Below are 23,736 nucleotides of genomic sequence, written 5' to 3'. Positions count from 1 at the left end.
TCGGTTTGCGCGGTGTCGCTCTTGCGGCAACAGTCTCGGGGATAGCGTTTGGCGCGCTCGCTCAGGGCACGGCCCAGATCGCGGCCCAAGGAGCAATGTCTCCGATCAGCGGAATTGAACTGAGCGGCTTCACCCAAGCAATCGCCGAAGCGGCTGCCTCTGACCCCGCGCTTGCCGCGTTTTACGCCGCGCGCGATTACCGCCCGATCTGGACCTCCGCTGATGACGCGCCGCGCCGCGCCGCGCTGTTTTCCGCGCTTGATGTCTCGGGAATGCAGGGCTTGCCGCAGGCGCATTACGATCCCGAAGGGCTGCGTGCGCGGTTTGGCGCGGTGCAATCGGAACGCCAGCGGGGCTTGTTAGAGGTCGCCCTCAGCCGCGTGTTTCTGGACTATGCCCATGATGTTTCCCATGGCGTTCTGGATCCGTCCAAAGTGCTGCCCGATATCAAGCGCGCGCCGATGCGCGCCGATCCACAGGCCCGCTTGACGGCCTTTGCCGCGAGCGCCAATCCGGCGCTGTTCCTGCGCGCGCTGACGCCGAAAATGCCGCAATATGCGCAGCTTTTGAAAGACAAGCTCGACCTGCAAGAGCAACTGGCAGAGGGCGGGTGGGGGCCGCGCGTTTCGGCGAAAAAATTGCAACCCGGAGACACGGGCCTTGCGGTGATTGCGCTGCGCGACCGGTTGCAAAAGATGGGCTATCTTGGGCGTTCGGCCACGGCTGTCTATGACGCCGCTATCCAAAAAGCGGTGCAAGCCTACCAGGCCGATCAGGGGCTTACGCCCGACGGTGTGGTGGGGCCGGGCACGCTGGAAGAGATCAACCAATCGCCTGAAGATCGCATGAAGTCGATCCTTGTCGCGCTGGAACGCTTGCGCTGGATGAACGGGCTCGATTTTTCCGGGCGCTATGTCTGGGTGAATATCCCTGATTTCTCGGTGCGCGTTGTGGAGGACGGCAAGACGATATTCCGCTCGGTCACGGTGGTGGGGCAGAATAACCCCGATCGGCGCACGCCCGAGTTTTCCGACGAGATGGAGCGGCTGGTGATCAACCCCGCCTGGCATGTGCCCCGCTCGATCGTGACCAAAGAATATCTGCCGATGATGCAGCGCAATCCCAACGCGGCGGGGCAACTGGATTTGATCGACTCGCGGGGGCGTGTCGTGCCGCGCTCGGCGGTGAATTTTGCCGCCTATAGTGCGAGCAATTTCCCCTTTGCGATGAAACAGCCGCCCTCGAACCGCAACGCACTGGGGTTGGTGAAATTCCTGTTTCCCAACAAATGGAACATCTACCTGCACGATACGCCGTCAAAATCGTTATTCGAAAAAGAGAGCCGCGCCTTTAGTCATGGCTGCATTCGGGTAGGGCAACCCTTTGACCTGGCATATGTTTTGCTGGGTGCGCAAAGTGACGATCCGCGCGCGGAATTCAAGCGTATCCTGAATACCGGGCGCGAGACCACGGTGCCTTTGAAACAGCCCGTGCCAGTGCATCTGGTCTATTTCACGGCCTTTCCAACGCCCACCGGCCATGTGGAATATCGCCGCGATGTCTATGGCCGGGATGCGGCGCTTTTCGCGGCCTTGCAACGGGCTGGGGTGGAATTGCCCGGATCGAAGGGTTAAATCTAGCGCGACGGGTGTCAAGCAGGCCCGCCGCTAAGGTTTGACCCGACAAAAGGACCGCTCTCATGTCGCAGACAATCGCGCAGATCGCGCAGGCGCTTGAGGCCGAGGCCGTGGGCGATTTGAGCCTTGTGGTGCATAGCGCCTCGGAACCCGCAAGCGCGCGAGCCGATCAGATCGCTTTGGCAATGAACCCGAAATATGGCGAAGGTCTGGGGCAGGGCCATGCACAGGCTGCGATCTTGTGGCAGGGGGCAGATTGGCAAAGCTACGGGTTGAAGGCTGCGATATTCGTGACGCGCCCGCGGCTGGCCATGGCGGGGCTGTCGCGCGCCTTTGATCCGGGCCCCGAGATTGCGCCGGGCATCCACCCCAGTGCGATAATTGATGAAAGTGCTGTGATCGGGTCGGGTGCGGCGATTGGACCGTTCACGGTGATCGGGCGCGATGTGGTGATCGGGGCGAATGTGCGCATCGCCAGCCATGTCAGCATCGCGCAAGGTGCCCAGATCGGCAGCGATGCGCTGATTTTGGAGCAGGTGCATATCGGCGCACGTGTGGTGATTGGTGAGCGCTTCATCTGCCAACCCGGTGCGCGGATCGGGGCGGACGGGTTTTCCTTTGTCACGCCCGAGCCGTCGATGGTTGAAGAAGCGCGCGCAAGCCTTGGAAAACACGCTGAAATTCGAGATCAATCTTGGGTGCGCATCCATTCCCTTGGCACGGTCGAAATCGGCGATGATGTCGAGGTCGGGGCGAACTCTTGCATTGATCGCGGCACGGTGCGTGCGACGAAAATCGGGGCGGGCACGAAGCTCGATAACCTCGTGCATGTTGCCCATAACGTACAGGTCGGGCGCGATTGCCTGCTATGCGCGCAGGTCGGGATTGCGGGCTCGACCTCGATCGGGGATCGCGTGGTGCTGGCCGGGCAGGTCGGCGTGTCGGACAATATCTTCATCGGTGATGACGTGATTACCGGGGGCGGCACGGATGTTTTCACCAATGTGCCCTCGGGGCGCGTGGTCTGGGGCAGCCCGGCGGTCAAGATGGAAACTCAGGTCGAAATCAACAAATCGCTGCGTCGATTGCCCAGATTGTTTGCGCAAGTCAAAGAACTTCGGGAAACTGTTACGCGACTCACGCAAAAAGGGGGCGATACGTAGCAGAGCATGAGGTCTAAGGTGCACGATCAGGTTTTCGCCATCATCGCCCAAGAAGCGCATCGCGCGCCCGAAGAGTTGCGCGCCGAGATGACGCTGGAGGAATTGGGGCTCGACAGTCTTGGACTGGTCGAGGTGATCTTCGCCATTGAAGAGCGCTTTGACATCACTGTCCCCTTCAACGCCAATGAGACCGCGCAAGAGCAGTTCGATATTACCTCGGTCGGCGCGATTGTGCGCGCGGTCGAAAAGCTGGTCGCCGGAGACACGCCCTCAGCGGCGGTCGCGTGATGCACCGCGTTGTCATCACCGGGGCGGGCACGATCAACGCGCTGGCCGAGGGGGTGGGCGCGACACAGGCCGCGATGGCGGCGGGGCGATCAGGCATCGGGGCGCTGCAATTCAGCGATGTTGAGCGGTTGAGCGTGCAGATCGGCGCGCAGATCCACGGCTTTGCCCCCGAGGATCGCTTCGAACTGGGCAAGCTCGCGCTGTATGATGCGTTCACGCAATATGCGCTGGTTGCGGGGGCTGAGGCGATGGCGCAGGCGGGGCTGGAAAACGCCCCCGATCCTGCGCGCTGGGGCTGTATCATCGGCTCGGCTGGCGGAGGGCATGGCACCGCCAATGACGCCTATCGCGCGGTGTATGCGCAGGGCAAGAACCGGGTGCATCCGCTGACCGTGCCCAAGCTGATGGCCAATGCCGCCCCGGCCCATCTTGCGATCCGCTACCACCTGCAAGGCCCCGGTTTCGCGGTGGCGACGGCCTGTGCGAGTTCCAATCACGCGATTGGGCTGGCGTTTCAGATGGTGCGCTCGGGTATGGTCGAGGGCATGCTGGCGGGCGGCGCCGAGGCAATGCTGAATTTCGGCGGGCTCAAGGCGTGGGAAGGGCTGCGCGTGATGTCGCCCGATGGCTGTCGCCCGTTTTCCGCGGATCGCAATGGTATGGTGCAAGGCGAAGGCGCGGGCGTTTTCGTGCTGGAGACGCTCGAGGGGGCGCTTGCGCGCGGCGCGACGCCGCTGGCCGAGATCGCGGGATTTGCGATGAATTGCGATGCCAGCGATATCGTCATGCCCGATCAGGACAGTGCGGCGCGCGCGATTGCGGGGGCGCTGAGTGATGCCGGGATGGCCCCCGAGGAGGTCGGCTATATCAACGCCCATGGCACGGGCACAGCCGCCAATGACCGGATCGAGACCGCCGCAATCCGGCAGGTGTTTGGGGCGGTGGCCGATCATGTGGCGGTCAGCGCGACCAAGGCGATGCACGGCCATTGCATCGGGGCGACGGGCGCGGTGGAGATGGTGGCCTGTTTGATGGCGCTGCGCGCAGGGGTGATCGCGCCCACAATCAACTACTCAACGCCTGATCCCGCCTGTGATCTTGATGTTGTGCCCAATGTCGCGCGCCATGTTCAGGTGGGGGCGGTCTTGTCTAACGCCTTTGCCTTTGGCGGCTTCAACGCAGTGCTCGCCCTGCGCGCAATATAAAACGCCGCGCGGGTAAGGCGCGGCGTTCTTATTATTTATCAGCCACTTGTGCGGCGATCTTAACGCAGATTACTTAACTGCGCCGGTCTCTGCATTGGATTTCACAACCGCATCATAGGCATTGGTGAATCCTTTGAGCGAGATGTCCGCCGTGACCTTTTGGTTCGGAGAGGCCAGCGGCACGATGGTAATCGTCGCCTTGCTGCCTTTCTTGTAGGCGTCCAGTTCGGCTTGCGTCAGACCGATGCGGGCAAAGCAACCCATCGGCTGGCAGAACGTGTAGGGATAGACCCGGGGCGCGCTGGTATCGACCTGAATCGTCAGGTTTTGCGTCAGCAGCGTATCCATCGGCACCATGATCGTAGCGCCAGCGACGGCCTTGCCCCCGGAGGGCAGACCGAACAGCGAAATATCTGCGACATTGCCGCCATTCGCATCCTTGATCACCTGATACATCTGGCAGGGATCCTTGCCATCTTTCGTCTTGATGCACTGCATTTCCCAGTCATCATAGGTAGCTTTGACGTAGGTATTATTCTCGGGTTGCTGCGGCTCGGCCGGGGTTGCGGCGGGCGCTGCCGGGGTTGCGGCGGGCGCTGCCGGGGTCGTTGCATCGGCGGCGGGTGCCGTTGCATCGCTTGCCGGTGCTGCAGGGGCCGGGGTTGCGGCCGGAGCTGCAGGTGCAGCCGGAACTACAGGTGTGGTATCTTGTGCATAAGCGCCTTGCGCCATACCCAGCGCCAGCGCCAGAACGAGCGGCTTCGTCAGTTGAGACATGGTTACTCTTCTCCTGAACATCATTGCGACAGGGTTTACCATGCTCTTTCAGGCATGTCAGGGCCAATCTGGCGCTTTCAGATCACGGATAAGCGCGCAGCAGCCGATCGCGTGAAAACGGGGCGGATCGCAGTCGCGCGGGGCGCGAAATATCGAAAGGGGCCACATTGGACCCCTTCCTTTGTTCCCCCTGTCGGACTGGCCGACTTCATTATTGAACCTGACGCTATTGCGGAAATTTTCACAGGTCAACAGGCAATTGTGATCAAGGTTGAGCGAGGGATGCGCCCCGAACGCTATCTGCGAAGCCTTTGGCGCATATGAAAAAAGACCGCGCCAAAAGGGCGCGGCCAAGTCTAACAGGGAGGAAGTCCACGATCCCAAAAAGAAGCTTGGGGAGGGGACAGGAACAGACTGGCGCAGAAGGGTTAATTTAGTATTGTCAAGGCGACGGAATTTGGCGGAGGCGGTGGATATGACGGGTGTTTTGACCGAAGACGGGGTGTTCGTGGGCGGTGGCGGCGAAGGCTATGGCGAGGCGCAACAGCTGACCCTGAAATATGGCAACCGTCACGGGTTGATCGCGGGGGCGACCGGCACGGGCAAAACGGTCACGCTGCAAGTCCTCGCAGAAGGCTTTTCCAGCGCGGGCGTGCCGGTCTTCATGGCCGACGTGAAGGGCGATCTGTCGGGGATCGCGGCGGCGGGCTCGGAAACGGGCAAGCTGCACAAACCTTTCATGGAGCGCGCCGCGACCATCGGATTTGACTTGAACTATCGCAGCTATCCCACTGTTTTCTGGGATATGTTTGGCAAAAAAGGCCATCCGGTACGCACCACGGTTTCCGAAATGGGGCCGCTGTTGCTGAGCCGTCTTTTGGGGCTGAACGATACGCAGGAAGGTGCGCTAAACATCGCCTTTCATCTGGCGGATAAAGAGGGTCTGGCGCTGCTGGATCTGGATGATCTGCGCGCGATGCTGCGCTATGTCGGCGAGCAGGCCAAAGAGATTGCGCTGGAATATGGCAATGTCGACGTGCGTTCGGTCGGGGCGATTCAGCGCCAGCTTTTGGTGCTGGAAAACCAAGGCGGCGATCAGTTCTTTGGCGAGCCAGCGCTGGAACTGAGCGATCTGATCCGCACTGATTCCAATGGCATGGGCCAGATCAACCTGCTGGCCGCCGATCAATTGATGGCCAGCCCGCAGCTTTATGCGACGTTCCTGCTGTGGCTGCTTTCGGAATTGTTCGAGGAACTGCCCGAGGTCGGCAATCCCGACAAGCCCAAGCTGGTCTTCTTCTTTGACGAGGCGCATCTGCTGTTTGACGACGCGCCCAAAGCGATGGTGGATAAGGTGGAACAGGTCGCGCGCCTGATCCGCTCCAAGGGGGTTGGGGTGTATTTCATCACGCAGAACCCGACCGATGTGCCCGATGGTATTTTGTCGCAACTGGGCAACCGGGTGCAGCACGCTTTGCGCGCCTTCACCGCGCGCGATCAACGCGATCTGCGCCGCGCGGCGGAAAACTATCGCACCAACCCACGTTTCGACACAGAAATCGCGATCAAAGAGGTTGGTACCGGCGAGGCCGTGACCTCATTTTTGCAAAACAAAGGCGTGCCGGGCATGGTCGAGCGCACTTTGGTGCGCCCGCCGCAATCGCGTCTTGGCCCGCTCACCGATGCCGAACGGGCCGATGTGATGGCCAATTCCGGGTTCGGGGCGAAATACGACACGCCGGTGGATCGCGACTCGGCGCAGGAAATTCTGGCGCGCCGGGCGGATGCTGCGGCGAAAGAGGCCGCTGACGCAGAGGCCAAAGAGGCGGCAGCGAAAGCGGGGGCGGAGGGCAAGCTTGAAGACAGCTTTGCCGAGTTCAACAACGCGCGCCGCTATGAGCCTGCGAGCCAAGCCAAGCCGCGCAAAAAGATGACGCGATCAAGCCGGTCCGATTCGGTCGTCGCGACCTTTGGCAAGTCGCTGGCGCGCCAACTGGGCACCAAAACCGGGCAGGCGCTGGTGCGCGGTGTGCTGGGATCGCTGTTTAAATCGCGCTAGCGTTCAGGCGGTATCGGCGTCGCGCGTCAGCAAGCGCGCCTCGCCCATCACCGCGATCAACAGATCAATGTGGTGGGTCAGGCTGTAGCTGGCCTCACCCGCGCGGCGCAGCGCGTCTTGCTCTGTCTCAATCTCGATCAGCTGCGAAAGGGCCGCCGCGGGGCGGGGCAGGACGGGCATGCGCAACAGCCGCTTGAGATCGCGTTTGCGGCTGTACTCCTGCGCGCCAAAGCGGGCCGCGCGCACCAGCAATTGCGGGCGGCGCAACGCTGCGAGGCTCTGATGCAGATCGGGGATGAGCGGGGTGAGAATGGGCGCGGTCATGGCGATCTCCTTTGACTGATGCGATCCACCTATACTCAACCTATGCGGGTGTTGCGTGTGGGCCAGTTGCACCGTGCGCCGTGCAAAGCTTTGTTTAGGAAGTTTAAGGAATTCTTGCTCTCGCCCGATTTATTAACGAACGGGTAACCAAAGCAACCCACGGTTGTATGTAACAGACCCGCCGGGTAACACCGGTTCCATCTGGGGGAGCACATGAATTCGATCGCACCAGTCTTGGCGGATTTACCCGCCTGGCTGCCTGACCATGCCCGGCTTTACCTGCGCCATGTTGAGCAGGGCGTGCCGATCCGGGCGCTTGCAAGGGCCGAAGGGTGCGCCGCCTCGACCATTCTGCGCCGCGTGCGCCGGATCGAGGCACGGCGGGATGATCCGCTGGTCGATGAAGCATTGGCAACGCTGGGCCGCACAGCCGGTATCGGCGCCGCCAATGAGCCTGCCGCCCCACATACAACCGTCCTTGATAAGGACGAAACGCCCATGACTGCCCCTTTTCGCCCCAGTGAAATCCCTGCTGACGAAGCTGCCTTGATGCGTGAGGCAAAGCGCATCTTGCGCCGCCTGTGCGAACCCGCTGCGCTATTGATCGTTGCCGCTGACATGGACAAATCGGTTGTTTTGCGCGGCACGGTGCGCACCGCCGTGTTGGAACGCGCCGTCGCGCAGGCCTTTGCGCTGAAGGACTGGATCGAGGTGGCCCATGCGGGCCGTGTCACCAGCTATCGGGTGACGCAGGCGGGGCGTGCGGCGCTCAAGCGGTTATTGGAACAAGATCAACCTGTTGGCGGTGAAAGCGAAGACGGCGCGCAGCCCTTTGGGGCGCAGCATCGCAGCTTTGAGGCGCGTGAGGGTGTTGCGCCCGATGGGGCGCGCCGCCGGATGCGGATCAATTTGGCCGAAAGCCCTTTGGGGGTGTTGGCACGCCGCCGTGACAAGGATGGCGAGCCCTTTCTCAGTGCCGAATTGGTCGCCGCCGGAGAGCAGCTTCGTGAGGATTTCGAACTGGCGCAGATGGGGCCGCGCGTTGGCCAGAACTGGGAGCGTTTCCTGACCGGAGGCGGTGGGCGCGGGCAATATCGCCCTGATCTGACACAGGGCGGTGGTGGCTCGGAGCGCGCACGCGAACGCGTCGGGTTGGCGCTGCGCGATCTGGGGCCGGGGCTGGGCGATATGGCGCTGCGCTGTTGCTGCTTTCTCGAAGGTTTGGAGGCGGCCGAAAAGCGCCTTGGATGGTCCGCGCGGTCGGGCAAGATTGTGCTGCGCATCGCGCTACAGCGGCTCAAACAGCATTATGACGAGACCTATGGCGGGGCGAGCCCGATGATCGGGTGACGCCGGGTGCGCGGGGCAAGCGCGAGGGGCGCTGCCCCGCTGGCTGCGCCAGCCCCCGGAGTATTTCTGGCTAGATGAAACGAGGGAGACGGCGCGCGCGGCGCAAATTGCGTGATCTGCGCCGCGTGCAGTGCGGCCTTGCACCAAGCTGCATTTGCATCGCGCCCGCAATCGGCCTATGTCAAAGCGAACCTGCAATCGCAAAGGGACGTCCTATGCGCGATCTCAAGATGCCCGGCGAACGCCATCCCGAAAAGGCGCATCGCACCAGCAATGCTCAGCCGAAGAAACCTGACTGGATCCGCGTCAAGGCGCCGGTCTCTGAGGGCTATAAGAAAACCCGCGAGATTTTGAAGACCAACAAGCTGGTTACGGTCTGCGAAGAGGCGGGCTGTCCCAATGTCGGTGAATGTTGGAGCCAGGGTCACGCCACGATGATGATCATGGGCGAGATCTGTACGCGCGGCTGTTCGTTCTGCAACGTCGCCACAGGGCGCCCTGATGCGCTTGATACATTCGAGCCGGGGCGAGTGGCCCATGCGGTTCAGACGCTGGGTCTGAAGCATGTGGTGATCACCAGTGTGGATCGCGACGATCTGGACGATGGCGGGGCAGAGCATTTCGCCCAGACGATTCGCGCCGTGCGCCATCGTGCGCCCGACACCACGATCGAAATCTTGACCCCCGATTTCCTGAAATGTGCGCCCGAAGCGTTGGAAAAGGTGGTCGAGGCGCGCCCGGATGTGTTCAACCACAATCTGGAAACCGTGCCGGGCCTCTATCCCGGTGTGCGCCCCGGTGCGCGCTATTTCCACTCTTTGCGGCTGTTGCAGCGGGTTAAGGAACTGGACCCGGCGATGTTCACCAAATCGGGGATCATGGTGGGCTTGGGCGAAGAGGCCCATGAGGTGCGTCAGGTGATGGATGACATGCGCTCGGCCGATGTTGATTTCCTCACCATCGGGCAATACCTGCAGCCCACGCCGAAACACCATGCGGTTGAACGGTTTATCACCCCTGATGAGTTCAAGAGCTACGAGAAAGCGGCCTTTGGCAAAGGGTTCTTGATGGTTTCGGCGACGCCGCTGACGCGCTCTAGCTATCATGCGGGCGATGATTTCGCGCGGATGCGTGACAATCGGATGGCAAAGCTCGGGCGGGTATAAACGCTGTCAAGGGACCCAGCTTGCGCCGGCCCGCGTTAGGGGCTGCACTACTGTCTGAAAGGCCCCTCGATGCAGCGTTTTCATTGCCCCGCCTGTGCCAGCGAAATCTGGTTTCATAACACCGATTGCCTGCAATGCGGGGCGGGCCTGCTTTGGCGTCCCGAAGCAGGCGGCGGGGCGTTTGTGCAAACCGGGCCGGATCACGCAACCTGTGCCAATCGCGCGGTCATCCGGTGCAACTGGGAGGCCATGGCGGGGCAAAGGCTGTGCCGTTCGTGTCGTCATACCACAGTCGTGCCGGATCTGAGCGTGCCGGGCAATGACGTGAAATGGGCGCGGTTTGAAACCGATAAACGCGCGCTTTTGGCACTGCTTGGGGCGCTGGGATTGCCGCTTAGCGATGCCGAGGGCGCGCCCAGCCCGCGCTTTGAGTTTCGCGCCGATCCGATGGATCCAAGGGCGCCTCGGGTGCTGACGGGGCATGCCGATGGGGTGATTACGCTCAATATTGCCGAGGCCGATGACGCCGAGCGCGAGCGTATTCGCAGCGAGATGGGCGAACCCTACCGATCTTTGCCGGGCCATCTGCGCCACGAGGTTGCGCATCATTTCTGGCAGGTTTTGGTGCAAAACGATCCCCAGCGATTACAGGACATCCGCGCTGTCTTTGGCGATGATCGCGCCGATTACCGCGAGGCATTGGCTGCGTATTACCGCAATGGCCCGCGCCGCGACTGGGCGCAGTTCTATGTCTCGGCCTATGCCGCGTCGCACCCGTGGGAGGATTTCGCCGAAAGCTGGGCGCATGTGCTGCATTTGCTTGATGGGATCGAGACTGCGACCGCCTATGGCTTGCTCGGCCCCACGGGGCTGCCGAGCAACGCGGGCGCTTTGCTGGGGGTGCCAATGAAGCGCCTTGCCGGGCCTTGGATCGACCTGTCGATTGCGCTGAATGCAGTCAATGCCGCGATGGGCCATTCGAGCTTTTATCCCTTCGTGCTGCGCCCCCCGGTGATTGCCAAGCTCGAAGCGATCCGCGCGCTGATTTCACAGGCCGGGCAGGGCACTGGGGGGCTTTGAGCCCGTTTCAAGATCACGACAGATCACAGGCGTGCGAGAGGGCTGCGACAAACTGGCCGTTTGCGTGGACGGGGGCTGAGCGCGGGCTATCCCCATCTTAGCGGCGCCGTTCGGGTGACCGTTATCGCCCTTATCGCGATATCTGCCCTCTTCTTCGGACGCTAAAAATGGAAAGCACATTCGCCGATCTTATGGCGCGCCTTGATTTCGCTCTGATTACCAGTCTCCACATCATTTACCCGCCTTTGACGATTGGCTTGTCGCTGCTGATTTTCTTTGCAGAATGGCGCTGGCTGCGCACCGATCAAGAGAAATGGTATCGTCTGACGCGGTTCTTCGAAAAACTTTTCATCATCAATTTTGGCGCAGGCGTGGCGACTGGGGTCACGATGGAATTGGCCTTTGGCATTTTGTTTGGACCTTTCTCGACCGCAGCCGGGCCGGTCTTCGGCCATCTTCTTGGGTTCGAGACGATCACGGCGTTCATGTATGAGGCTGGTTTTGTCGGGCTGATGATTTTTGGCTGGCACAAGATCGGGCGCGGGATGCACCTGTTTGCGACGTTCAACGTGGCGGTGGCCTCGTTCCTGTCGGCGTTCTGGATCATCGCGGCCAATAGCTGGATGCAAAGCCCGGCGGGCGTGAAAATGGTCGGCGGCCAGTTTTTGGTGAGCGATTGGGTGCAGATCATCTTTAACCCTGACTCGATGACGGCAATTCCCCATATGATCATTGCCTGTCTCGAATTGAGCCTGTTTTTCGTGGCTGCCGTTTCGGCGTGGCAGTTGCTCAAGCAGCGCCATGTGTCGGTCTTTGCCCCGGCATTGCGCGCGGTTTTGCCGGTGCTGCTGATTGCAGCGGCAGGGCAAATCTGGATCGGGGACAGCCTTGGGCGCACTGTGGCCGAGGAACAACCCGCCGCGCTGGCCGCGATGGAGGGCCATTTCAAAACCCATAACGCTGATGGCACGCCCAATACGTCCTGGAACGTGGTGATGTGGCCCAATGCCGACAATTCGGGCACCAAATGGGCGCTGCCGATTCCGCATGTTCTCAGCCTGCTCGAAGATCATAAATGGGTCAGTCGTGTGCCCGGTCTCGATCAGTTCAAAGCCGAAAATCGCCCCCCCATCCTTGTGCCATTCTATTCATTCCGCGTGATGGTTGCGATTGGTGTCGCGCTGTTTGGCGTGGCCCTTTGGGGGGTGTGGCTGTGGGTGCGCGGGCGGCTGGCCAATCGCAAAATCACCGATTTTGAGAACCGCTGGTTCCTGCGCGTCGTGGTTGTCTCGGCCTTCTTGCCCTATCTCGCGATCTGGACGGGGTGGTGGACGCGCGAAGTCGCGCGCCAGCCCTGGATCGTCTACGGCATGATGACGGTGAGCGAGGGTCGCTCGCAAATCAGCTCTGCCGGAGAGATCGCGTGGTTCGTTTGTTTCTCGATCTTTGGCTTTGGGGTGCTGATCTCGACGGCGTATTTTCTGTTCAAGGTGATCGCAAAAGGCCCCGATATGAGCGCCAAAATCCCGCGTGAAAACGAAGAGGACCACCAACCGCTGGGCACTCTGCCCCCCATTGAAACCGCGGCGCAAGGCCAGTGAGGAGCGATAAAATGAAGATTTTCCAGATGTTAAAGACGCTTCTTGTCGCGCTCTCGGTGCTGATCAGCCTTGCGGGCCTGCCTGCCTTGGCGCAGGAAAACGCCCCCGTCGGACATGAGGGCGCGCCCAGCGTCAAAGGCACGCAAGCCAATGAGCTGCCCGGTTCGGGTGGCTTCTGGAGTGCGCAATCGCAAACCGGCTCGGTGCCGCTGTCGTTTCGCCAGCTGCGCGACAAGGTGCAGGCCGATGACCCCGCCCTCAGCGCCGGACAAAAGCATGAATTGCTGCGCAACGCCTTGTACGAGCATAATATTCTCGCGCTCGCTTGGGCTGTGGCGCTGGCGCTGAGTGTCACGATTTATCTGATCCTCGACGGGGCAGACCTTGGGGCGGGGATCATCTCGTTGTTTTATGGCGATGATCAGACGCGCGGGGCGATCATGGCCTCGATGGCGGGGACGTGGGATGCCAATGAGACTTGGCTCGTGGTGGCCGGGGGGATCTTGTTTGGCGGGTTTCCCTTCATCTATGGCTCGGTGTTTCACTATCTTATGTTGCCGCTGATGGTGCTGCTTTTGGGGATCATGCTGCGCGCGGTCTCGTTGGAATTTCACCATCACGCAGCGCGCTCGCAGCGGTTTTGGGGCTTGGGCTTTGCTGTGGGCTCGCTGGTTGTGGCCTTTCTGATCGGGGCGGCGGGTGGCGCAGTGCTGGACGGGGTGCAACTGACGCCGCGCACGGTGACCTATGCGGGGGGCGGCACGGTGCTGACCTTCACAGGCGGTCTGTTTGACTTTATCAGCCCGTTTTCCATCTGGACCGGGATTGTCGGGGTGATCACCTCGGTCTTTGCCGGGGCGCTGTATCTGCGCGCGCGCTTTGTCCATGACAGCCCGGTGCGCGCCGATATGAAAGACTGGGTGAATGGCAGCTTTATCGTGCTGGTGATTGCCTCGGTGATCACGCTGGGCTGGATCTGGCTGCGCTTTCCTTGGGCGTCGCAGAAATGGACGGGCCCGTGGATCTGGGGCTGGGGGGTGATTGCGGCCTGGGTCTTGTATGCGCTGTGGAACATTTGGGACGCGACGCGCCGCGAGCGCGATCTTGCCGCGATGGTATGGTATGCGGTGATGACGGCTTCGTCGCTGGGGGCGATGGCGCTGACGGTTTACCCTTGGCTCGTGCCGGGGACATGGACGGTTTATGACGCCGCCGATCCGTCGCTGTCTTTGGTCGGGTTTACGGTCGCGATGGGTGGGTTCATCCCGGTCATCCTGATCTATAATTGGTATCAGATCTGGGTGTTTCGCGACCGTCTATCGGCCTTGGGCACATACGATCATCACTGACGTTTACGCGGCCTCAAGGGGACTTGGGGCCGCGTTTTCTTGCCACGGGGCGCGAGGTTACGCGGTGCGCCAGACCGGGTTAGACCACGCACGCTTGCCCGCCGCGTCAATCACGCTGACCCGGAACCAAGGCGATTTGGACAGCCGCGACAGCGGGATCTCGACGCGGGTCAGCGACTGGCCATGCTGAGCCACCGCCGCCGTGCCTTGCCCCTGCACGATCACCGAGGCCACCGCCGAGCATTCGACCGTGACCGAGGTCTCATTCCACGTAATCTGGCGCAGCTCTGGCCCTTGGCTGGAATAATAATGGCCCGATTTCAGCGCCGCCAGCAGCGCCTCAGGGGTGTTTTCGCGCGCGCCCACCCGCACCCAGCCGCCGAAATGATCGGGCTCGGTGAAATGGGCGTCGTCGGTGGCGATCAGGTTAAGCCGCCGCCCTTCGCCCAGCAACAGATCGAGCGTATGAAACCCGTCCGCGCGATCGCAGCCCATTGCACAGCCGTGGTTATAGGTTTCAACCGCATGCGCTGTCTCAAGCGCGCGCGCATCCGCCAGCGTCAAGCCCGACCAATGCGGATGCGCTACCGCCACGAACGCCCCGGCAGCGACGGCGCGCGCGGCAATCTCGGGGCCAGTTTCCTGATCGGGATGCGCATCAAAGCTGAACACCTTTCCGGGCGCGAAATCGGGCGGCAGACCGACCGCAAGAATATGCCACAACTCGCCATTTTCCATCGCGCCCGAATGCAGTTCCGCGCCTAAGATCGTGGTGAAATCGGCATCTCGAAACGGCACGGTATCGGCAATCGGATAGCCAAAAAAGCCAATGAAATGATCGGTCAACGCGATAAAGTCATAGCCTTCGGCGCGGTAGCGTCGGCAAACCTCGGCGGGCTCGAGCGCGCCATCTGACAGGTTGGAATGGGTGTGCAGATTGCCGCGCCAAAAGGGCAGGCTTGTGTCGTAAAGCGGGGTCATCGGGGCCTCTGTCATCGCGCTGTGTTTGGGCGAGACTAGGGCAGGGCGCGCGCGTGCGAAAGGGGCGATTACGCGCTCTCGGTAATCTGATAATCGCGCGCGATGCCCGCGCTGACCTGGCCCCAATGCGAGGCTTTGGTGCGCGCCTGATGGGCCTCGAAATCGGCCCGACTGGCAAAGCGTTCGTGCAGCTCCCACACCAGCGGATCGCTTGATTGGGTGACTTCGAAATGCTCACAGCCCGGTTCAAGATGGGTGAGGCGGATATGCTCGGGCAGGTGCGTGCGCAGGATGTCAAGCTGCGCGCGATCGGTGCAGATCAGGCGGCCAGTGAGGGTCAGCGGCATGGCAAGTCTCCCGAGGGGTGAAAAGGCCCGGCGCGGAGCCGTCCGGGCGTCAAGGCTAGGCGATCGTGTGCGCCTCTGTCGAGCCTGATCAGAAGCGCATCACCGTGGTTTCATCGGCGATCAGCTTTTTCTGGCCCTCAGCGGCACCCGGAAAAGCGGCAAGCGGTGAGGGCGGCAAGTGAAAGGATCGTGGCGAGAAGGGGCTGTTTCATCGAAATCGCCTGCGTCGATCAACTGAATGTCTCGTGGTGGCGCGGGGCTCAACAGAGATCGCGGATGCGCGGCTGGGGCATGTTGACGTGCGAGGGATGCGAATAGGGGGTGTGATTTGCCTCGGCAGCCCTTGGACAGGGACCTCGGGCGTTTGCGGCTAAATTCCTTTCACGGGAAGGAATTTGCGGCCCCGTTGGGGCCGCCGCCGCTCACTCCCACTCAATCGTGCCGGGGGGTTTGGAGGTGATGTCATAGGTCACGCGATTGATGCCCTTGACCTCGTTGATGATCCGAGTCGCCGTTTCGCCCAAGAATTCATGGCTGAACGGGTAGTAATCGGCGGTCATGCCATCGACCGAGGTCACTGCACGCAGCGCACAGGCAAAATCATAGGTCCGCCCGTCGCCCATCACGCCCACGGTGCGCACCGGCAGGATCGCCACGAAGGCCTGCCAGATCTCGTCATACAGACCGTGCTTGCGGATCTGGTCGATATAAACAGCATCGGCCTTGCGCAGAATGTCCAGCTTTTCGCGGGTGATTTCACCGGGGCAGCGGATCGCCAGACCGGGGCCGGGGAAGGGGTGACGCCCAATGAACGAGGCGGGCAGGCCCAGTTCGTGACCCAGCGCGCGCACCTCGTCCTTGAACAGCTCGCGCAGCGGCTCGACCAGTTTCAGACCCATCTTCTCGGGCAGGCCACCGACATTGTGGTGACTCTTGATTGTGACCGAGGGGCCGCCGGAAAACGACACCGATTCAATGACATCCGGGTAAAGCGTGCCCTGCGCCAGATACTCGGCATCCTTGATGTCATTGGCGTATTTCTGGAACACGTCGATGAACAGCCGTCCGATGGTCTTGCGCTTCAGCTCGGGGTCGGAAACGCCCTCAAGCTCGCCCAGGAACAGATCGCTTTCATCGGCGGCGATCAGCTTGATGTTGTAGTTGTCGCGAAACATCTTGACCACTTCCGTGGCCTCGTTCTGGCGCAGCAATCCGTGATCGACAAAGACGCAGGTCAGTTGATCGCCAATCGCCTCATGCAGCAGGATCGCGGTGACCGAGCTGTCCACGCCGCCCGACAGGCCGCAAATTACATGCGCATCGCCCACCTGTTCACGGATCGCATCAATCGCTTGCTGGCGATATCCTGCCATCGTCCAGTCGCCCGTAAATCCCGCATCGCGCACGAAATTCTCGTACAAGGTCGCGCCGTTGGGGGTGTGATGCACCTCGGGGTGGAACTGCGCGGCATAAAAGCGGCGGCTCAGATCGGCGGTGATCGCGTAGGGCGCGCCCGGCGAAGTGCCATAAACCTCAAAGCCCGGCGCAAGGCGGCTGACATGATCACCATGGCTCATCCAGACTTGTTCGCGCCCAGAGCCATCCATGAACCAGCCCTTGAGCAGGTCGATACGGGTTTGCGTGGGCGTGACGTAAGCGCGGCCAAATTCGGCCGTGTGGCTTTGACCGGCCTCAACCAAGCCACCCAGATCTTGCATCATGACCTGCTGGCCATAGCAGATGCCAAGGATCGGCACGCCCATTTCATACGCGCTTTTCGGCGGGCGCGGAGAGCCCTCACGCGTTACGCTATCGGGACCGCCCGAGAAGATGATCGCCATCGGGGCGAAGTCTTTCAGGAAGGCGTCGGTGACGTTCTGATAGGGATGGATTTCGCAATAGACGTTGAGTTCACGCAGGCGTCGCGCGATCAGCTGCGTAACCTGAGACCCAAAGTCAATGATGAGAAGGCGCTGGTGCTGTGTCATAATCTTGCCATTAGGGCGCGACGGTGCGGAAGGCAAGAGGGGCGTACTCGCTATGCGCTATCATCGTGCCTAAAAGGGGCGATAAAGCGCCACTTAGAGGAACGCTTTGCGCAGCATGTTCAGCGCGACGAGCATCAGGAAGACGGCAAAAACGCGTTTGAGCTTTTTCGGGTCCAGCTTATGGGCAAGCGTCGCGCCCAGCGGCGCGGTGATCATGGTCATCGCGATCACGATCAGAAAGGCGGGGATGTTGATCGCGCCGATTGAATAGGGCGGCGCATCGGCCACGGGTGTGAGCAAAAAGCCAATCGCAGAGGGCAGGGCGATGGTCACGCCAAAGCCCGCCGAGGTCGCCACAGCGCGGTGAATTGGAATGCCATGCAGGGTTTGCATGGGCGTGCCGATAGACCCGCCGCCAATCCCCAGCAACACCGATAAAAACCCCATCAGCGGCCCGAACCACGCCCGAAACAGCCCTCCCGGCAGCCCGTCAGCGATCTGCCAGCTCGATTTGCCAAACATCATGTAGCTTGCGATGATAAAGACCATGATCGCAAAGATGATCTGCATCGTGCTCGTGCTGAGTTGATGCACGACCAACACCCCGATCACCGCACCAATCGCAATCGGCACCACCCATTGGCGCAAGATTTGCCAATCGACCGCGCCGCGTTTGTTATGCGCCATCACCGAACGGATCGAGGTCACGATGATCGTCGCTAATGAGGTCGCCACGCAGACCTGCATCAGATCATCCGAGCCATAGCCCAGCCCGCTGAACAGGTAGAAAAACGCGGGCACGAGAACGATGCCCCCGCCCACGCCCAGCAGCCCCGCCAGAACGCCCGCGAATGCCCCCACCGCCATCAAGATTGCGACAAGCGGCAACAGCGTGGACAGATCGGGCATGGGGCAAACTCCTAAGGGTTACGCCTCGTTAGCCTGCTCACGCGGGGCTGACAATGCGCTCTCGAAAAGTTCAAGCCCCGCGCCCTCGCGCGTGGCCCCTTCCGAGAGGATCTGGCGAAAGCGACGCGCGCCGGGGCGGGCGTGAAACAGGCCAAGCATGTGGCGCGTGATCTGATGCAGCCGCCCACCCGAGGCAATGTGGCGCGCGATATAGGGTTTCATCGCCTCGGCCACCTCAAACGGGTCAACCGGGCGACCATCGCCCCAAATCTCGGCATCCGCCGCGCCCAGAACCTCCATCGGCTGGTGATACGCCGCGCGCCCCACCATCACCCCGTCCAGCCCCTGCGCAAGCTCGGCCTGCGCCTCCGCGAGCGTGGCAATCCCGCCATTGATCGAGATGTGCAACTGGGGGAATTCTGCCTTCATGGCATGCACCAGCGGATAATCGAGCGGTGGTATTTCGCGATTGTCCTTGGGCGAGAGCCCCTGCAACCACGCTTTGCGGGCGTGGATCGTGACGCGCGAGACTCCGGCGGCGGCGATCTTGGACAGGAAATCGGGCAGCACAGCCTCAGGGACCTGATCATCCACGCCGATGCGGCATTTCACCGTTACTTCAACAGGTTGTGCGGCGATCATTGCGGCCACGCACTCGGCCACAAGATCGGGCGATTTCATCAATACCGCGCCAAACGCCCCCGATTGCACGCGATCCGAGGGGCAGCCGCAATTGAGGTTGATCTCGCCATAGCCCCAATCCGCCCCAATCCGCGCCGCCTGCGCCAGTTGCGCGGGGTCCGAGCCGCCCAGTTGCAGCGCCACAGGATGTTCGCGCACATCGAATCCCAGCAGCTTGTCACGATCGCCATGAATGACGGCAGGCGCCGTGACCATCTCGGTATAAAGCAGTGCATGGCGTGAGATCTGGCGGTGAAACATCCGGCAATGACGATCCGTCCAGTCCATCATCGGGGCAACGGACAGGCGCGCGGCGCGTCGGATGTCTGATCCGGCTTGCTTTGGGATGTTGGCGTTTTCGGGCATGGCTCCCGGGGTCCTTAAGTTTCGCCTCGTTTGCCCGTTTTCAGCGGGGGGATGCAATACCTTGTTGCCTTTGAGACGACATCTAGCGCGTCTCAGGTGCATTTCATCACCGAACGCGGCCCCCCATCACCCCGTCGCGACTGTTGAAATCTCGTCTGCGCGCGATAGGTGAGGCGCAAGCGAGAAACTGCGTCCTGCCAAGCCGCTTGCTTGGGGTGGGGCGTGAAACTCTGGGGATGTTATGGAACTCAATTCGGATTTTTCAAAACGGGTATTGGTGCAATCCGAGGCGTTGGCGTGGGTCGGCTCACCCTCGGCGGGGGTCGCGCGGCGCATGCTGGATCGGATTGGCGACGAGGTGGCGCGCGCAACCAGTGTCGTGCGGTTTGAGCCGGGGCATAAATTCACTCCCCACACCCATGGCGGGGGCGAGGAGTTTCTTGTGCTCGAGGGGGTGTTTCAAGACGAACATGGCGATTATCCAGCGGGCACCTATGTGCGCAATCCGCCCGGCACGCGCCACACGCCGGGCGCGCAAGAGGGCTGCACGATTTTCGTCAAGCTCTGGCAGTTCGACGCCGCAGATCGCGATCAGTTTCGCAAGCATATCTCTGAGGGGCGCAGCCCGGCCGGGCCGGGAGTTGAGCGGGCCGAATTGCACCGCGATGACCGCGAGGTCGTGAGCCATTTCACCCTCGCGCCGGGGGCTACGTTGCGCGTTGATGAGCCGGGCGGAATTGAGTTGTTCGTGCTGCGCGGCGAGATCGGCGAGCAGGGCGATACGCTGGGGCAGGGCGCGTGGCTGCGCCTGCCCGATGGCGCGCCGCTTATTGCCATTGCGGGCGATGCGGGCTGCGATCTTTGGATGAAGACCGGGCATCTGCGTTTTGTGGCTGCTCCTGATGCGTAAGCATGCAGGGACGCCGCAAAGCCCCCTGTCGGTCAACCGATGATGCAGACGCAGGTTGCGATTGTCGGGGGCGGGCTGACGGGCCTTGCGCTGGCGCATCAGTTGCAGGGCGCGGGTGTCGCGTTTGAGCTGTTTGAGGCGCGCGCGCGTTTTGGCGGACGCATCAAGGCGTTTGAGAGCGCGCAGGGGCGGGTGGATATTGGCCCCTCGTGGTTCTGGCCCGGTCAACCCCGGATCGCGGGGCTGATCGACGCTCTTGGATTGGCGAAATTCGCCCAATATGACCAAGGCGCGCTGTGTTTTGAGGATGCCAGCGGCCCAGTTCAACGCGGGATGGGTTATGCCTCGATGTCGGGCTCATGGCGGCTTCAGGGCAGTCTGGTGGCGTTGATTGACGCGCTCGTGGCGTGTGTGCCGCAAGATCGGGTGCATACGGGCGCAGAGGTTACGCGGATTGCGCGTTCGGGTGTGGGGGTGAAGATCACGCTGGCGGACGGGCAATCGTGCAGCGCCGATCAGGTCGTGCTGGCGGTGCCGCCGCGTATTGCGCAGGCGCTGCCTTTCGCGCCCGCGCTGACGCCTGCGCAACTGAGCGCGCTTGACGCGATCCCGACCTGGATGGCGGGGCATGCGAAATTCGTCGCAGTTTACGACAACGCGTTTTGGCGTGCCGACGGGCTTTCGGGCGATGCGATGAGCCGGCGCGGACCGCTGATGGAAATCCACGATGCGTCAGGGGATTCAGGGCAACCCGCTGCACTGTTTGGCTTTCTCGGGCTGGATGCGCGCGCGCGGCAGGCGCAGGATACCACGCTGGCGCAAGCCGCGCTGCATCAATTCGCTCGGTTCTTCGGCCCGCGCGCGCTGAGCCCGCAGGCGTATTGTCTTCAGGATTGGGCGCGCGAGCCACTGACGGCGCGCCCGCGTGATCTTGATCCGCTGCGCGCGCATCCCGACTATGGGTTGCCCGCCGTGTTGGCCGGGGTGTGGGACGGACGGCTGCAGTTTGCCTGTAGCGAAACCGCGCCTGAGATGGGCGGTTATATGGAGGGCGCCTTGGCCGCGGCAGAGCGTGTGGCCGCGCAGGTGCAGCGCGCCCATTCGCCGGGCCTGAAATAGCGGCAACCTTTGCGGCCAAAGGGTGCGGCGCAGGCTCCGGAACGAATGCCAAGGAGTGTCGCGACCCTGCGAAGGCGCTGTCTTGACCAGACGCGACAGTCTCACCGCCAAACCCAAAGCGCGAACTTGCTGCGATTGCGGAAGGGGCGGGTTCCAAGTTTCATTGCCTTTCGTTACAGTTTTGTCCTAATATGTGCCTTGGTGTAATGTCTGGGGGCGGCGATCATCATGCATCAAATCGAGGCCGATGCGCTGACGTCGCCGCGCGCGCCGTCGTTTATTGTGACGCTCTATGGCGATATCGTCGCGCCGCGAGGCGGTGTGCTTTGGATCGGGACGTTGATCGAATGCTGCGCGGCGCATGGTCTGAGCGAGGGGCTGGTGCGCACGGCCGTTTCCCGGCTTGTCAGCTCTGGGCGTCTTGAGGGCGAGCGCATCGGGCGAAAAAGCTATTACCGCCTTACTGACATGGCCGAGGAGGAATTCGAGGCGGCTGCGCGGGTTCTCTATGCGCCGCCGCCGCAGCCGACAGGGTGGCTTGTGACCCTGAGCGAGGCTGAGATTGTCTCGACGGATTGGCTGCCAATTGGGCCCAAGGCCTTCATCGCGCCGCGTCGCAATGATGTCCTGCGCCCTAATGCTGCTGTGTTATCTTGCGATACGGTTGCAGGGATAGGGGCGCTGCGGGACTTTGCGGCACAAGCCTGGCCTTTGGCCGAGGTGGGCGCGAAATATGACGCGTTTCTCTCGGTGTTTGAGCCGATCTTGGCGCATGTGTGCGAGGCTGGCGCGCCGCCGGGGCCAGAGGCGCTCGCGCTTCGGCTGCAACTCGTTCATGCCTATCGTCATGCGGCTCTTGTCGATCCGCGCCTGCCTGAGGCGGCTTTGCCCGAAGGTTGGCCGGGGGGGCGGGCGCGCGCGCTTTTCGTGCGCGGATATCTGGCTCTGACCCACGCGGCCGACCAGCATATCGGTTTGACGTTCCACGATTCGCGCGGGCGGTTGGCGACGGCGACGGCAGCTACAGAGCTTCGGGAAGATCGTCTGCGCCGAGAGTGTCTGGCTTAAGCTGCTGACTTTCCGAGACATATTTCGTCCCACATAAATGTATTACGGATTTTCGAAGGTTTCTCTTTTCATGTGATATAATTCTTTCTATATTAGTGACCGAACGGTCGGTTTATTCTGTTCGCGCTAAGGAATAGGGGAGGATTCTATGAGCGAGGCCTTTATTTGTGACGCCATTCGCACGCCAATCGGGCGCTATGGTGGCGCTTTGTCGAGCGTGCGTGCCGATGATCTGGCCGCGATTCCGCTGCGGGCCTTGCAAGAGCGAAACCCCGGCGTCGACTGGACGCAGGTTGATGACGTGATCATGGGCTGCGCCAATCAGGCCGGCGAAGACAACCGCAATGTCGCGCGCATGGCCACGTTGCTGGCAGGGCTGCCGGTCGAAGTTCCCGGAACGACGGTGAACCGGCTGTGCGGCTCGGGTATGGATGCGATTGGTCTTGCTGCGCGAACTGTGCGGGCGGGTGACGGGGATCTGATGCTGGCAGGCGGTGTCGAGAGCATGAGCCGCGCGCCCTTCGTCGTGGCCAAGGCTGAGACTGCGTTCTCACGCAATGGCGAAATGTATGACACGACGATCGGGTGGCGCTTTGCGAACCCGAAGATGGACGCCGCATATGGCACCCACACGATGCCGCAAACCGCAGATAACGTCGCCGCCGATTACAATATCAGCCGTGAGGATCAGGATCGTTTCGCCGCCGAAAGCCAGCGCCGCTGGGAGGTTGCGCAGGCAGCCGGGATCTTTGCAGAAGAAATCGTGCCGGTGACCATTCCCCAACGCAAGGGCGAGCCGAAAATCGTCAATACCGATGAGCATCCGCGCCCCGGCACAACGGCAGAGCTGTTGGCCAAGCTGCGTGGCGTGAACGGCGCGGATCTGACGGTGACGGCGGGCAATGCCTCGGGTGTCAATGATGGCGCGGCGGGCGCGATTGTCGCCTCTGAGGCAGCGGCAAAACGCCATGGGCTGACGCCAAGAGCGCGGGTCGTGGCGATGGCTGCGGCCGGTGTGCCGCCCCGGATCATGGGCGTCGGTCCGGTACCTGCGGCACGTCGGGTGCTGGCGCGTGCGGGGCTGAGCCTTGAGCAGATGGATGTGATCGAGCTGAACGAGGCGTTTGCGGCGCAATCTTTGGCGGTGCTGCGCGAATTGGGTCTGCCAGATGACGCCCCCTTTGTGAACGCGAATGGCGGGGCCATCGCGATGGGGCATCCTTTGGGAATGTCGGGCGCGCGGCTGGTGCTGCACGCAAGTAATCAACTTCACCGCACGGGTGGGCGCTATGCGCTGTGCACGATGTGCGTTGGGGTCGGGCAGGGGATCGCCATGATCCTCGAACGGGTCTGAAGGGAGATCGGAAC

The 23,736-nt window shown here is 61.8% G+C and carries 21 protein-coding genes; 14 read left to right on the top strand and 7 right to left on the bottom strand.

The genetic code is table 11. The features are described 5' to 3' along the window. From QZ571_RS08140 to QZ571_RS08125, 4 genes are all read left to right on the top strand, one after another. On the top strand, nucleotides 1-1,634 hold a 1,634-nt coding region (locus QZ571_RS08140), incomplete at its 5' end, for a L,D-transpeptidase family protein (protein WP_366929941.1). Nucleotides 1,635-1,699: 65 nt separating this feature from the next. Beyond that, nucleotides 1,700-2,800 (top strand): UDP-3-O-(3-hydroxymyristoyl)glucosamine N-acyltransferase, encoded by a 1,101-nt coding sequence (gene lpxD, locus QZ571_RS08135; protein WP_295533321.1) that lies wholly within the window; start codon nucleotides 1,700-1,702, stop codon nucleotides 2,798-2,800. A 6-nt stretch (nucleotides 2,801-2,806) separates the two neighbouring features. Continuing rightward, on the top strand, nucleotides 2,807-3,088 hold the full coding sequence (locus QZ571_RS08130; RefSeq protein WP_295533319.1) for an acyl carrier protein: 282 nt from the start codon (nucleotides 2,807-2,809) through the stop codon (nucleotides 3,086-3,088). Then, a complete protein-coding gene (locus QZ571_RS08125; RefSeq protein WP_295533317.1) occupies nucleotides 3,088-4,293 on the top strand; it encodes a beta-ketoacyl synthase in 1,206 nt (401 codons plus the stop codon). Before QZ571_RS08130 ends, QZ571_RS08125 begins: the two co-directional genes overlap by 1 nt. Nucleotides 4,294-4,362: 69 nt before the next feature. Here the strand turns inward: QZ571_RS08125 and QZ571_RS08120 are convergent, their stop codons facing one another. After that, the gene (locus QZ571_RS08120; RefSeq protein ID WP_295533315.1) at nucleotides 4,363-5,070 is read right to left on the bottom strand and encodes an invasion associated locus B family protein; all 708 of its coding nucleotides are present in this window, start codon (nucleotides 5,068-5,070) and stop codon (nucleotides 4,363-4,365) included. A gap of 475 nt (nucleotides 5,071-5,545) precedes the next feature. Between QZ571_RS08120 and QZ571_RS08115 the strand changes: the two genes are divergently transcribed. Further along, nucleotides 5,546-7,129 carry a helicase HerA-like domain-containing protein gene (locus tag QZ571_RS08115; RefSeq protein ID WP_295533314.1) on the top strand — a complete coding sequence of 528 codons (1,584 nt, stop codon included), beginning with the start codon at nucleotides 5,546-5,548 and terminating at the stop codon, nucleotides 7,127-7,129. Nucleotides 7,130-7,132: 3 nt separating this feature from the next. On the opposite strand, the gene QZ571_RS08110 is transcribed toward QZ571_RS08115, so the two are convergent. After that, on the bottom strand, nucleotides 7,133-7,453 hold the full coding sequence (locus QZ571_RS08110) for a DUF6477 family protein (protein WP_295533312.1): 321 nt from the start codon (nucleotides 7,451-7,453) through the stop codon (nucleotides 7,133-7,135). A 213-nt stretch (nucleotides 7,454-7,666) separates the two neighbouring features. Between QZ571_RS08110 and QZ571_RS08105 the strand changes: the two genes are divergently transcribed. From QZ571_RS08105 to QZ571_RS08085, 5 genes are all read left to right on the top strand, one after another. Next, nucleotides 7,667-8,803: a DUF6456 domain-containing protein gene (locus tag QZ571_RS08105; protein ID WP_295533310.1), complete on the top strand. Its 1,137-nt coding sequence runs from the start codon at nucleotides 7,667-7,669 to the stop codon at nucleotides 8,801-8,803. A 215-nt stretch (nucleotides 8,804-9,018) separates the two neighbouring features. Then, nucleotides 9,019-9,969 carry a lipoyl synthase gene (lipA, locus tag QZ571_RS08100; protein WP_295533308.1) on the top strand — a complete coding sequence of 317 codons (951 nt, stop codon included), beginning with the start codon at nucleotides 9,019-9,021 and terminating at the stop codon, nucleotides 9,967-9,969. A gap of 69 nt (nucleotides 9,970-10,038) precedes the next feature. Then, a complete protein-coding gene (locus QZ571_RS08095) occupies nucleotides 10,039-11,049 on the top strand; it encodes a putative zinc-binding metallopeptidase (protein ID WP_295533306.1) in 1,011 nt (336 codons plus the stop codon). Nucleotides 11,050-11,216: 167 nt separating this feature from the next. Further along, nucleotides 11,217-12,650, top strand: a complete 1,434-nt coding sequence (locus QZ571_RS08090; protein ID WP_295533304.1) for a cytochrome ubiquinol oxidase subunit I — start codon at nucleotides 11,217-11,219, stop codon at nucleotides 12,648-12,650. Nucleotides 12,651-12,661: 11 nt separating this feature from the next. Beyond that, on the top strand, nucleotides 12,662-13,999 hold the full coding sequence (locus QZ571_RS08085; RefSeq protein WP_295533303.1) for a cytochrome d ubiquinol oxidase subunit II: 1,338 nt from the start codon (nucleotides 12,662-12,664) through the stop codon (nucleotides 13,997-13,999). A 57-nt stretch (nucleotides 14,000-14,056) separates the two neighbouring features. Here the strand turns inward: QZ571_RS08085 and QZ571_RS08080 are convergent, their stop codons facing one another. The 5 genes from QZ571_RS08080 to dusA all read right to left on the bottom strand — a co-directional run bounded on the left by QZ571_RS08080 (nucleotide 14,057) and on the right by dusA (nucleotide 19,271). After that, a complete protein-coding gene (locus tag QZ571_RS08080; RefSeq protein WP_295533302.1) occupies nucleotides 14,057-14,980 on the bottom strand; it encodes a CehA/McbA family metallohydrolase in 924 nt (307 codons plus the stop codon). A gap of 68 nt (nucleotides 14,981-15,048) precedes the next feature. Continuing rightward, complete coding sequence (locus QZ571_RS08075; RefSeq protein ID WP_295533300.1) at nucleotides 15,049-15,327, bottom strand: antibiotic biosynthesis monooxygenase family protein; 279 nt, start codon at nucleotides 15,325-15,327, stop codon at nucleotides 15,049-15,051. Between the two features lie 422 nt (nucleotides 15,328-15,749). Further along, on the bottom strand, nucleotides 15,750-17,315 hold the full coding sequence (guaA, locus tag QZ571_RS08070; protein WP_295533298.1) for a glutamine-hydrolyzing GMP synthase: 1,566 nt from the start codon (nucleotides 17,313-17,315) through the stop codon (nucleotides 15,750-15,752). 93 nt (nucleotides 17,316-17,408) lie between these two features. After that, a complete protein-coding gene (locus tag QZ571_RS08065) occupies nucleotides 17,409-18,224 on the bottom strand; it encodes a sulfite exporter TauE/SafE family protein (RefSeq protein WP_295533296.1) in 816 nt (271 codons plus the stop codon). A gap of 18 nt (nucleotides 18,225-18,242) precedes the next feature. Then, nucleotides 18,243-19,271 carry a tRNA dihydrouridine(20/20a) synthase DusA gene (dusA, locus tag QZ571_RS08060; protein WP_295533294.1) on the bottom strand — a complete coding sequence of 343 codons (1,029 nt, stop codon included), beginning with the start codon at nucleotides 19,269-19,271 and terminating at the stop codon, nucleotides 18,243-18,245. Nucleotides 19,272-19,512: 241 nt separating this feature from the next. Between dusA and QZ571_RS08055 the strand changes: the two genes are divergently transcribed. The 4 genes from QZ571_RS08055 (at nucleotide 19,513) to pcaF (ending at nucleotide 23,722) form a co-directional block, all read left to right on the top strand. Next, nucleotides 19,513-20,181 carry a cupin domain-containing protein gene (locus QZ571_RS08055; protein WP_295533292.1) on the top strand — a complete coding sequence of 223 codons (669 nt, stop codon included), beginning with the start codon at nucleotides 19,513-19,515 and terminating at the stop codon, nucleotides 20,179-20,181. Nucleotides 20,182-20,220: 39 nt separating this feature from the next. Further along, on the top strand, nucleotides 20,221-21,300 hold the full coding sequence (locus QZ571_RS08050; protein ID WP_295533290.1) for an FAD-dependent oxidoreductase: 1,080 nt from the start codon (nucleotides 20,221-20,223) through the stop codon (nucleotides 21,298-21,300). A gap of 228 nt (nucleotides 21,301-21,528) precedes the next feature. Next, nucleotides 21,529-22,368 (top strand): PaaX family transcriptional regulator C-terminal domain-containing protein, encoded by an 840-nt coding sequence (locus QZ571_RS08045; RefSeq protein ID WP_295533288.1) that lies wholly within the window; start codon nucleotides 21,529-21,531, stop codon nucleotides 22,366-22,368. Nucleotides 22,369-22,516: 148 nt separating this feature from the next. After that, nucleotides 22,517-23,722, top strand: a complete 1,206-nt coding sequence (gene pcaF, locus QZ571_RS08040; protein ID WP_295533286.1) for a 3-oxoadipyl-CoA thiolase — start codon at nucleotides 22,517-22,519, stop codon at nucleotides 23,720-23,722. Nucleotides 23,723-23,736: the final 14 nt, after the last annotated feature.

It is taken from the genome of uncultured Thioclava sp., assembly GCF_913064665.1.
GTDB classification, from domain to species: domain Bacteria; phylum Pseudomonadota; class Alphaproteobacteria; order Rhodobacterales; family Rhodobacteraceae; genus Thioclava; species Thioclava arctica.
Note: the sequence above shows the minus strand (reverse complement) of the source record. Positions and strands in the feature narration are given on the sequence as shown.

Excerpts from the sequence above, each read along its gene's own strand:
- QZ571_RS08120 (WP_295533315.1), bottom strand. The coding sequence starts at position 5,070 with ATGTCTCAACTGACGAAGCCGCTCGTTCTGGCGCTGGCGCTGGGTATG.
- QZ571_RS08045 (WP_295533288.1), top strand. The coding sequence starts at position 21,529 with ATGCATCAAATCGAGGCCGATGCGCTGACGTCGCCGCGCGCGCCGTCG.
- QZ571_RS08050 (WP_295533290.1), top strand. The coding sequence starts at position 20,221 with ATGATGCAGACGCAGGTTGCGATTGTCGGGGGCGGGCTGACGGGCCTT.
- QZ571_RS08080 (WP_295533302.1), bottom strand. The coding sequence starts at position 14,980 with ATGACCCCGCTTTACGACACAAGCCTGCCCTTTTGGCGCGGCAATCTG.
- lipA (WP_295533308.1), top strand. The coding sequence starts at position 9,019 with ATGCGCGATCTCAAGATGCCCGGCGAACGCCATCCCGAAAAGGCGCAT.
- QZ571_RS08115 (WP_295533314.1), top strand. The coding sequence starts at position 5,546 with ATGACGGGTGTTTTGACCGAAGACGGGGTGTTCGTGGGCGGTGGCGGC.
- QZ571_RS08055 (WP_295533292.1), top strand. The coding sequence starts at position 19,513 with ATGGAACTCAATTCGGATTTTTCAAAACGGGTATTGGTGCAATCCGAG.
- QZ571_RS08105 (WP_295533310.1), top strand. The coding sequence starts at position 7,667 with ATGAATTCGATCGCACCAGTCTTGGCGGATTTACCCGCCTGGCTGCCT.
- guaA (WP_295533298.1), bottom strand. The coding sequence starts at position 17,315 with ATGACACAGCACCAGCGCCTTCTCATCATTGACTTTGGGTCTCAGGTT.
- pcaF (WP_295533286.1), top strand. The coding sequence starts at position 22,517 with ATGAGCGAGGCCTTTATTTGTGACGCCATTCGCACGCCAATCGGGCGC.
- dusA (WP_295533294.1), bottom strand. The coding sequence starts at position 19,271 with ATGCCCGAAAACGCCAACATCCCAAAGCAAGCCGGATCAGACATCCGA.
- QZ571_RS08130 (WP_295533319.1), top strand. The coding sequence starts at position 2,807 with ATGAGGTCTAAGGTGCACGATCAGGTTTTCGCCATCATCGCCCAAGAA.
- QZ571_RS08110 (WP_295533312.1), bottom strand. The coding sequence starts at position 7,453 with ATGACCGCGCCCATTCTCACCCCGCTCATCCCCGATCTGCATCAGAGC.
- QZ571_RS08075 (WP_295533300.1), bottom strand. The coding sequence starts at position 15,327 with ATGCCGCTGACCCTCACTGGCCGCCTGATCTGCACCGATCGCGCGCAG.
- QZ571_RS08095 (WP_295533306.1), top strand. The coding sequence starts at position 10,039 with ATGCAGCGTTTTCATTGCCCCGCCTGTGCCAGCGAAATCTGGTTTCAT.
- lpxD (WP_295533321.1), top strand. The coding sequence starts at position 1,700 with ATGTCGCAGACAATCGCGCAGATCGCGCAGGCGCTTGAGGCCGAGGCC.
- QZ571_RS08085 (WP_295533303.1), top strand. The coding sequence starts at position 12,662 with ATGAAGATTTTCCAGATGTTAAAGACGCTTCTTGTCGCGCTCTCGGTG.
- QZ571_RS08125 (WP_295533317.1), top strand. The coding sequence starts at position 3,088 with ATGCACCGCGTTGTCATCACCGGGGCGGGCACGATCAACGCGCTGGCC.
- QZ571_RS08065 (WP_295533296.1), bottom strand. The coding sequence starts at position 18,224 with ATGCCCGATCTGTCCACGCTGTTGCCGCTTGTCGCAATCTTGATGGCG.
- QZ571_RS08090 (WP_295533304.1), top strand. The coding sequence starts at position 11,217 with ATGGAAAGCACATTCGCCGATCTTATGGCGCGCCTTGATTTCGCTCTG.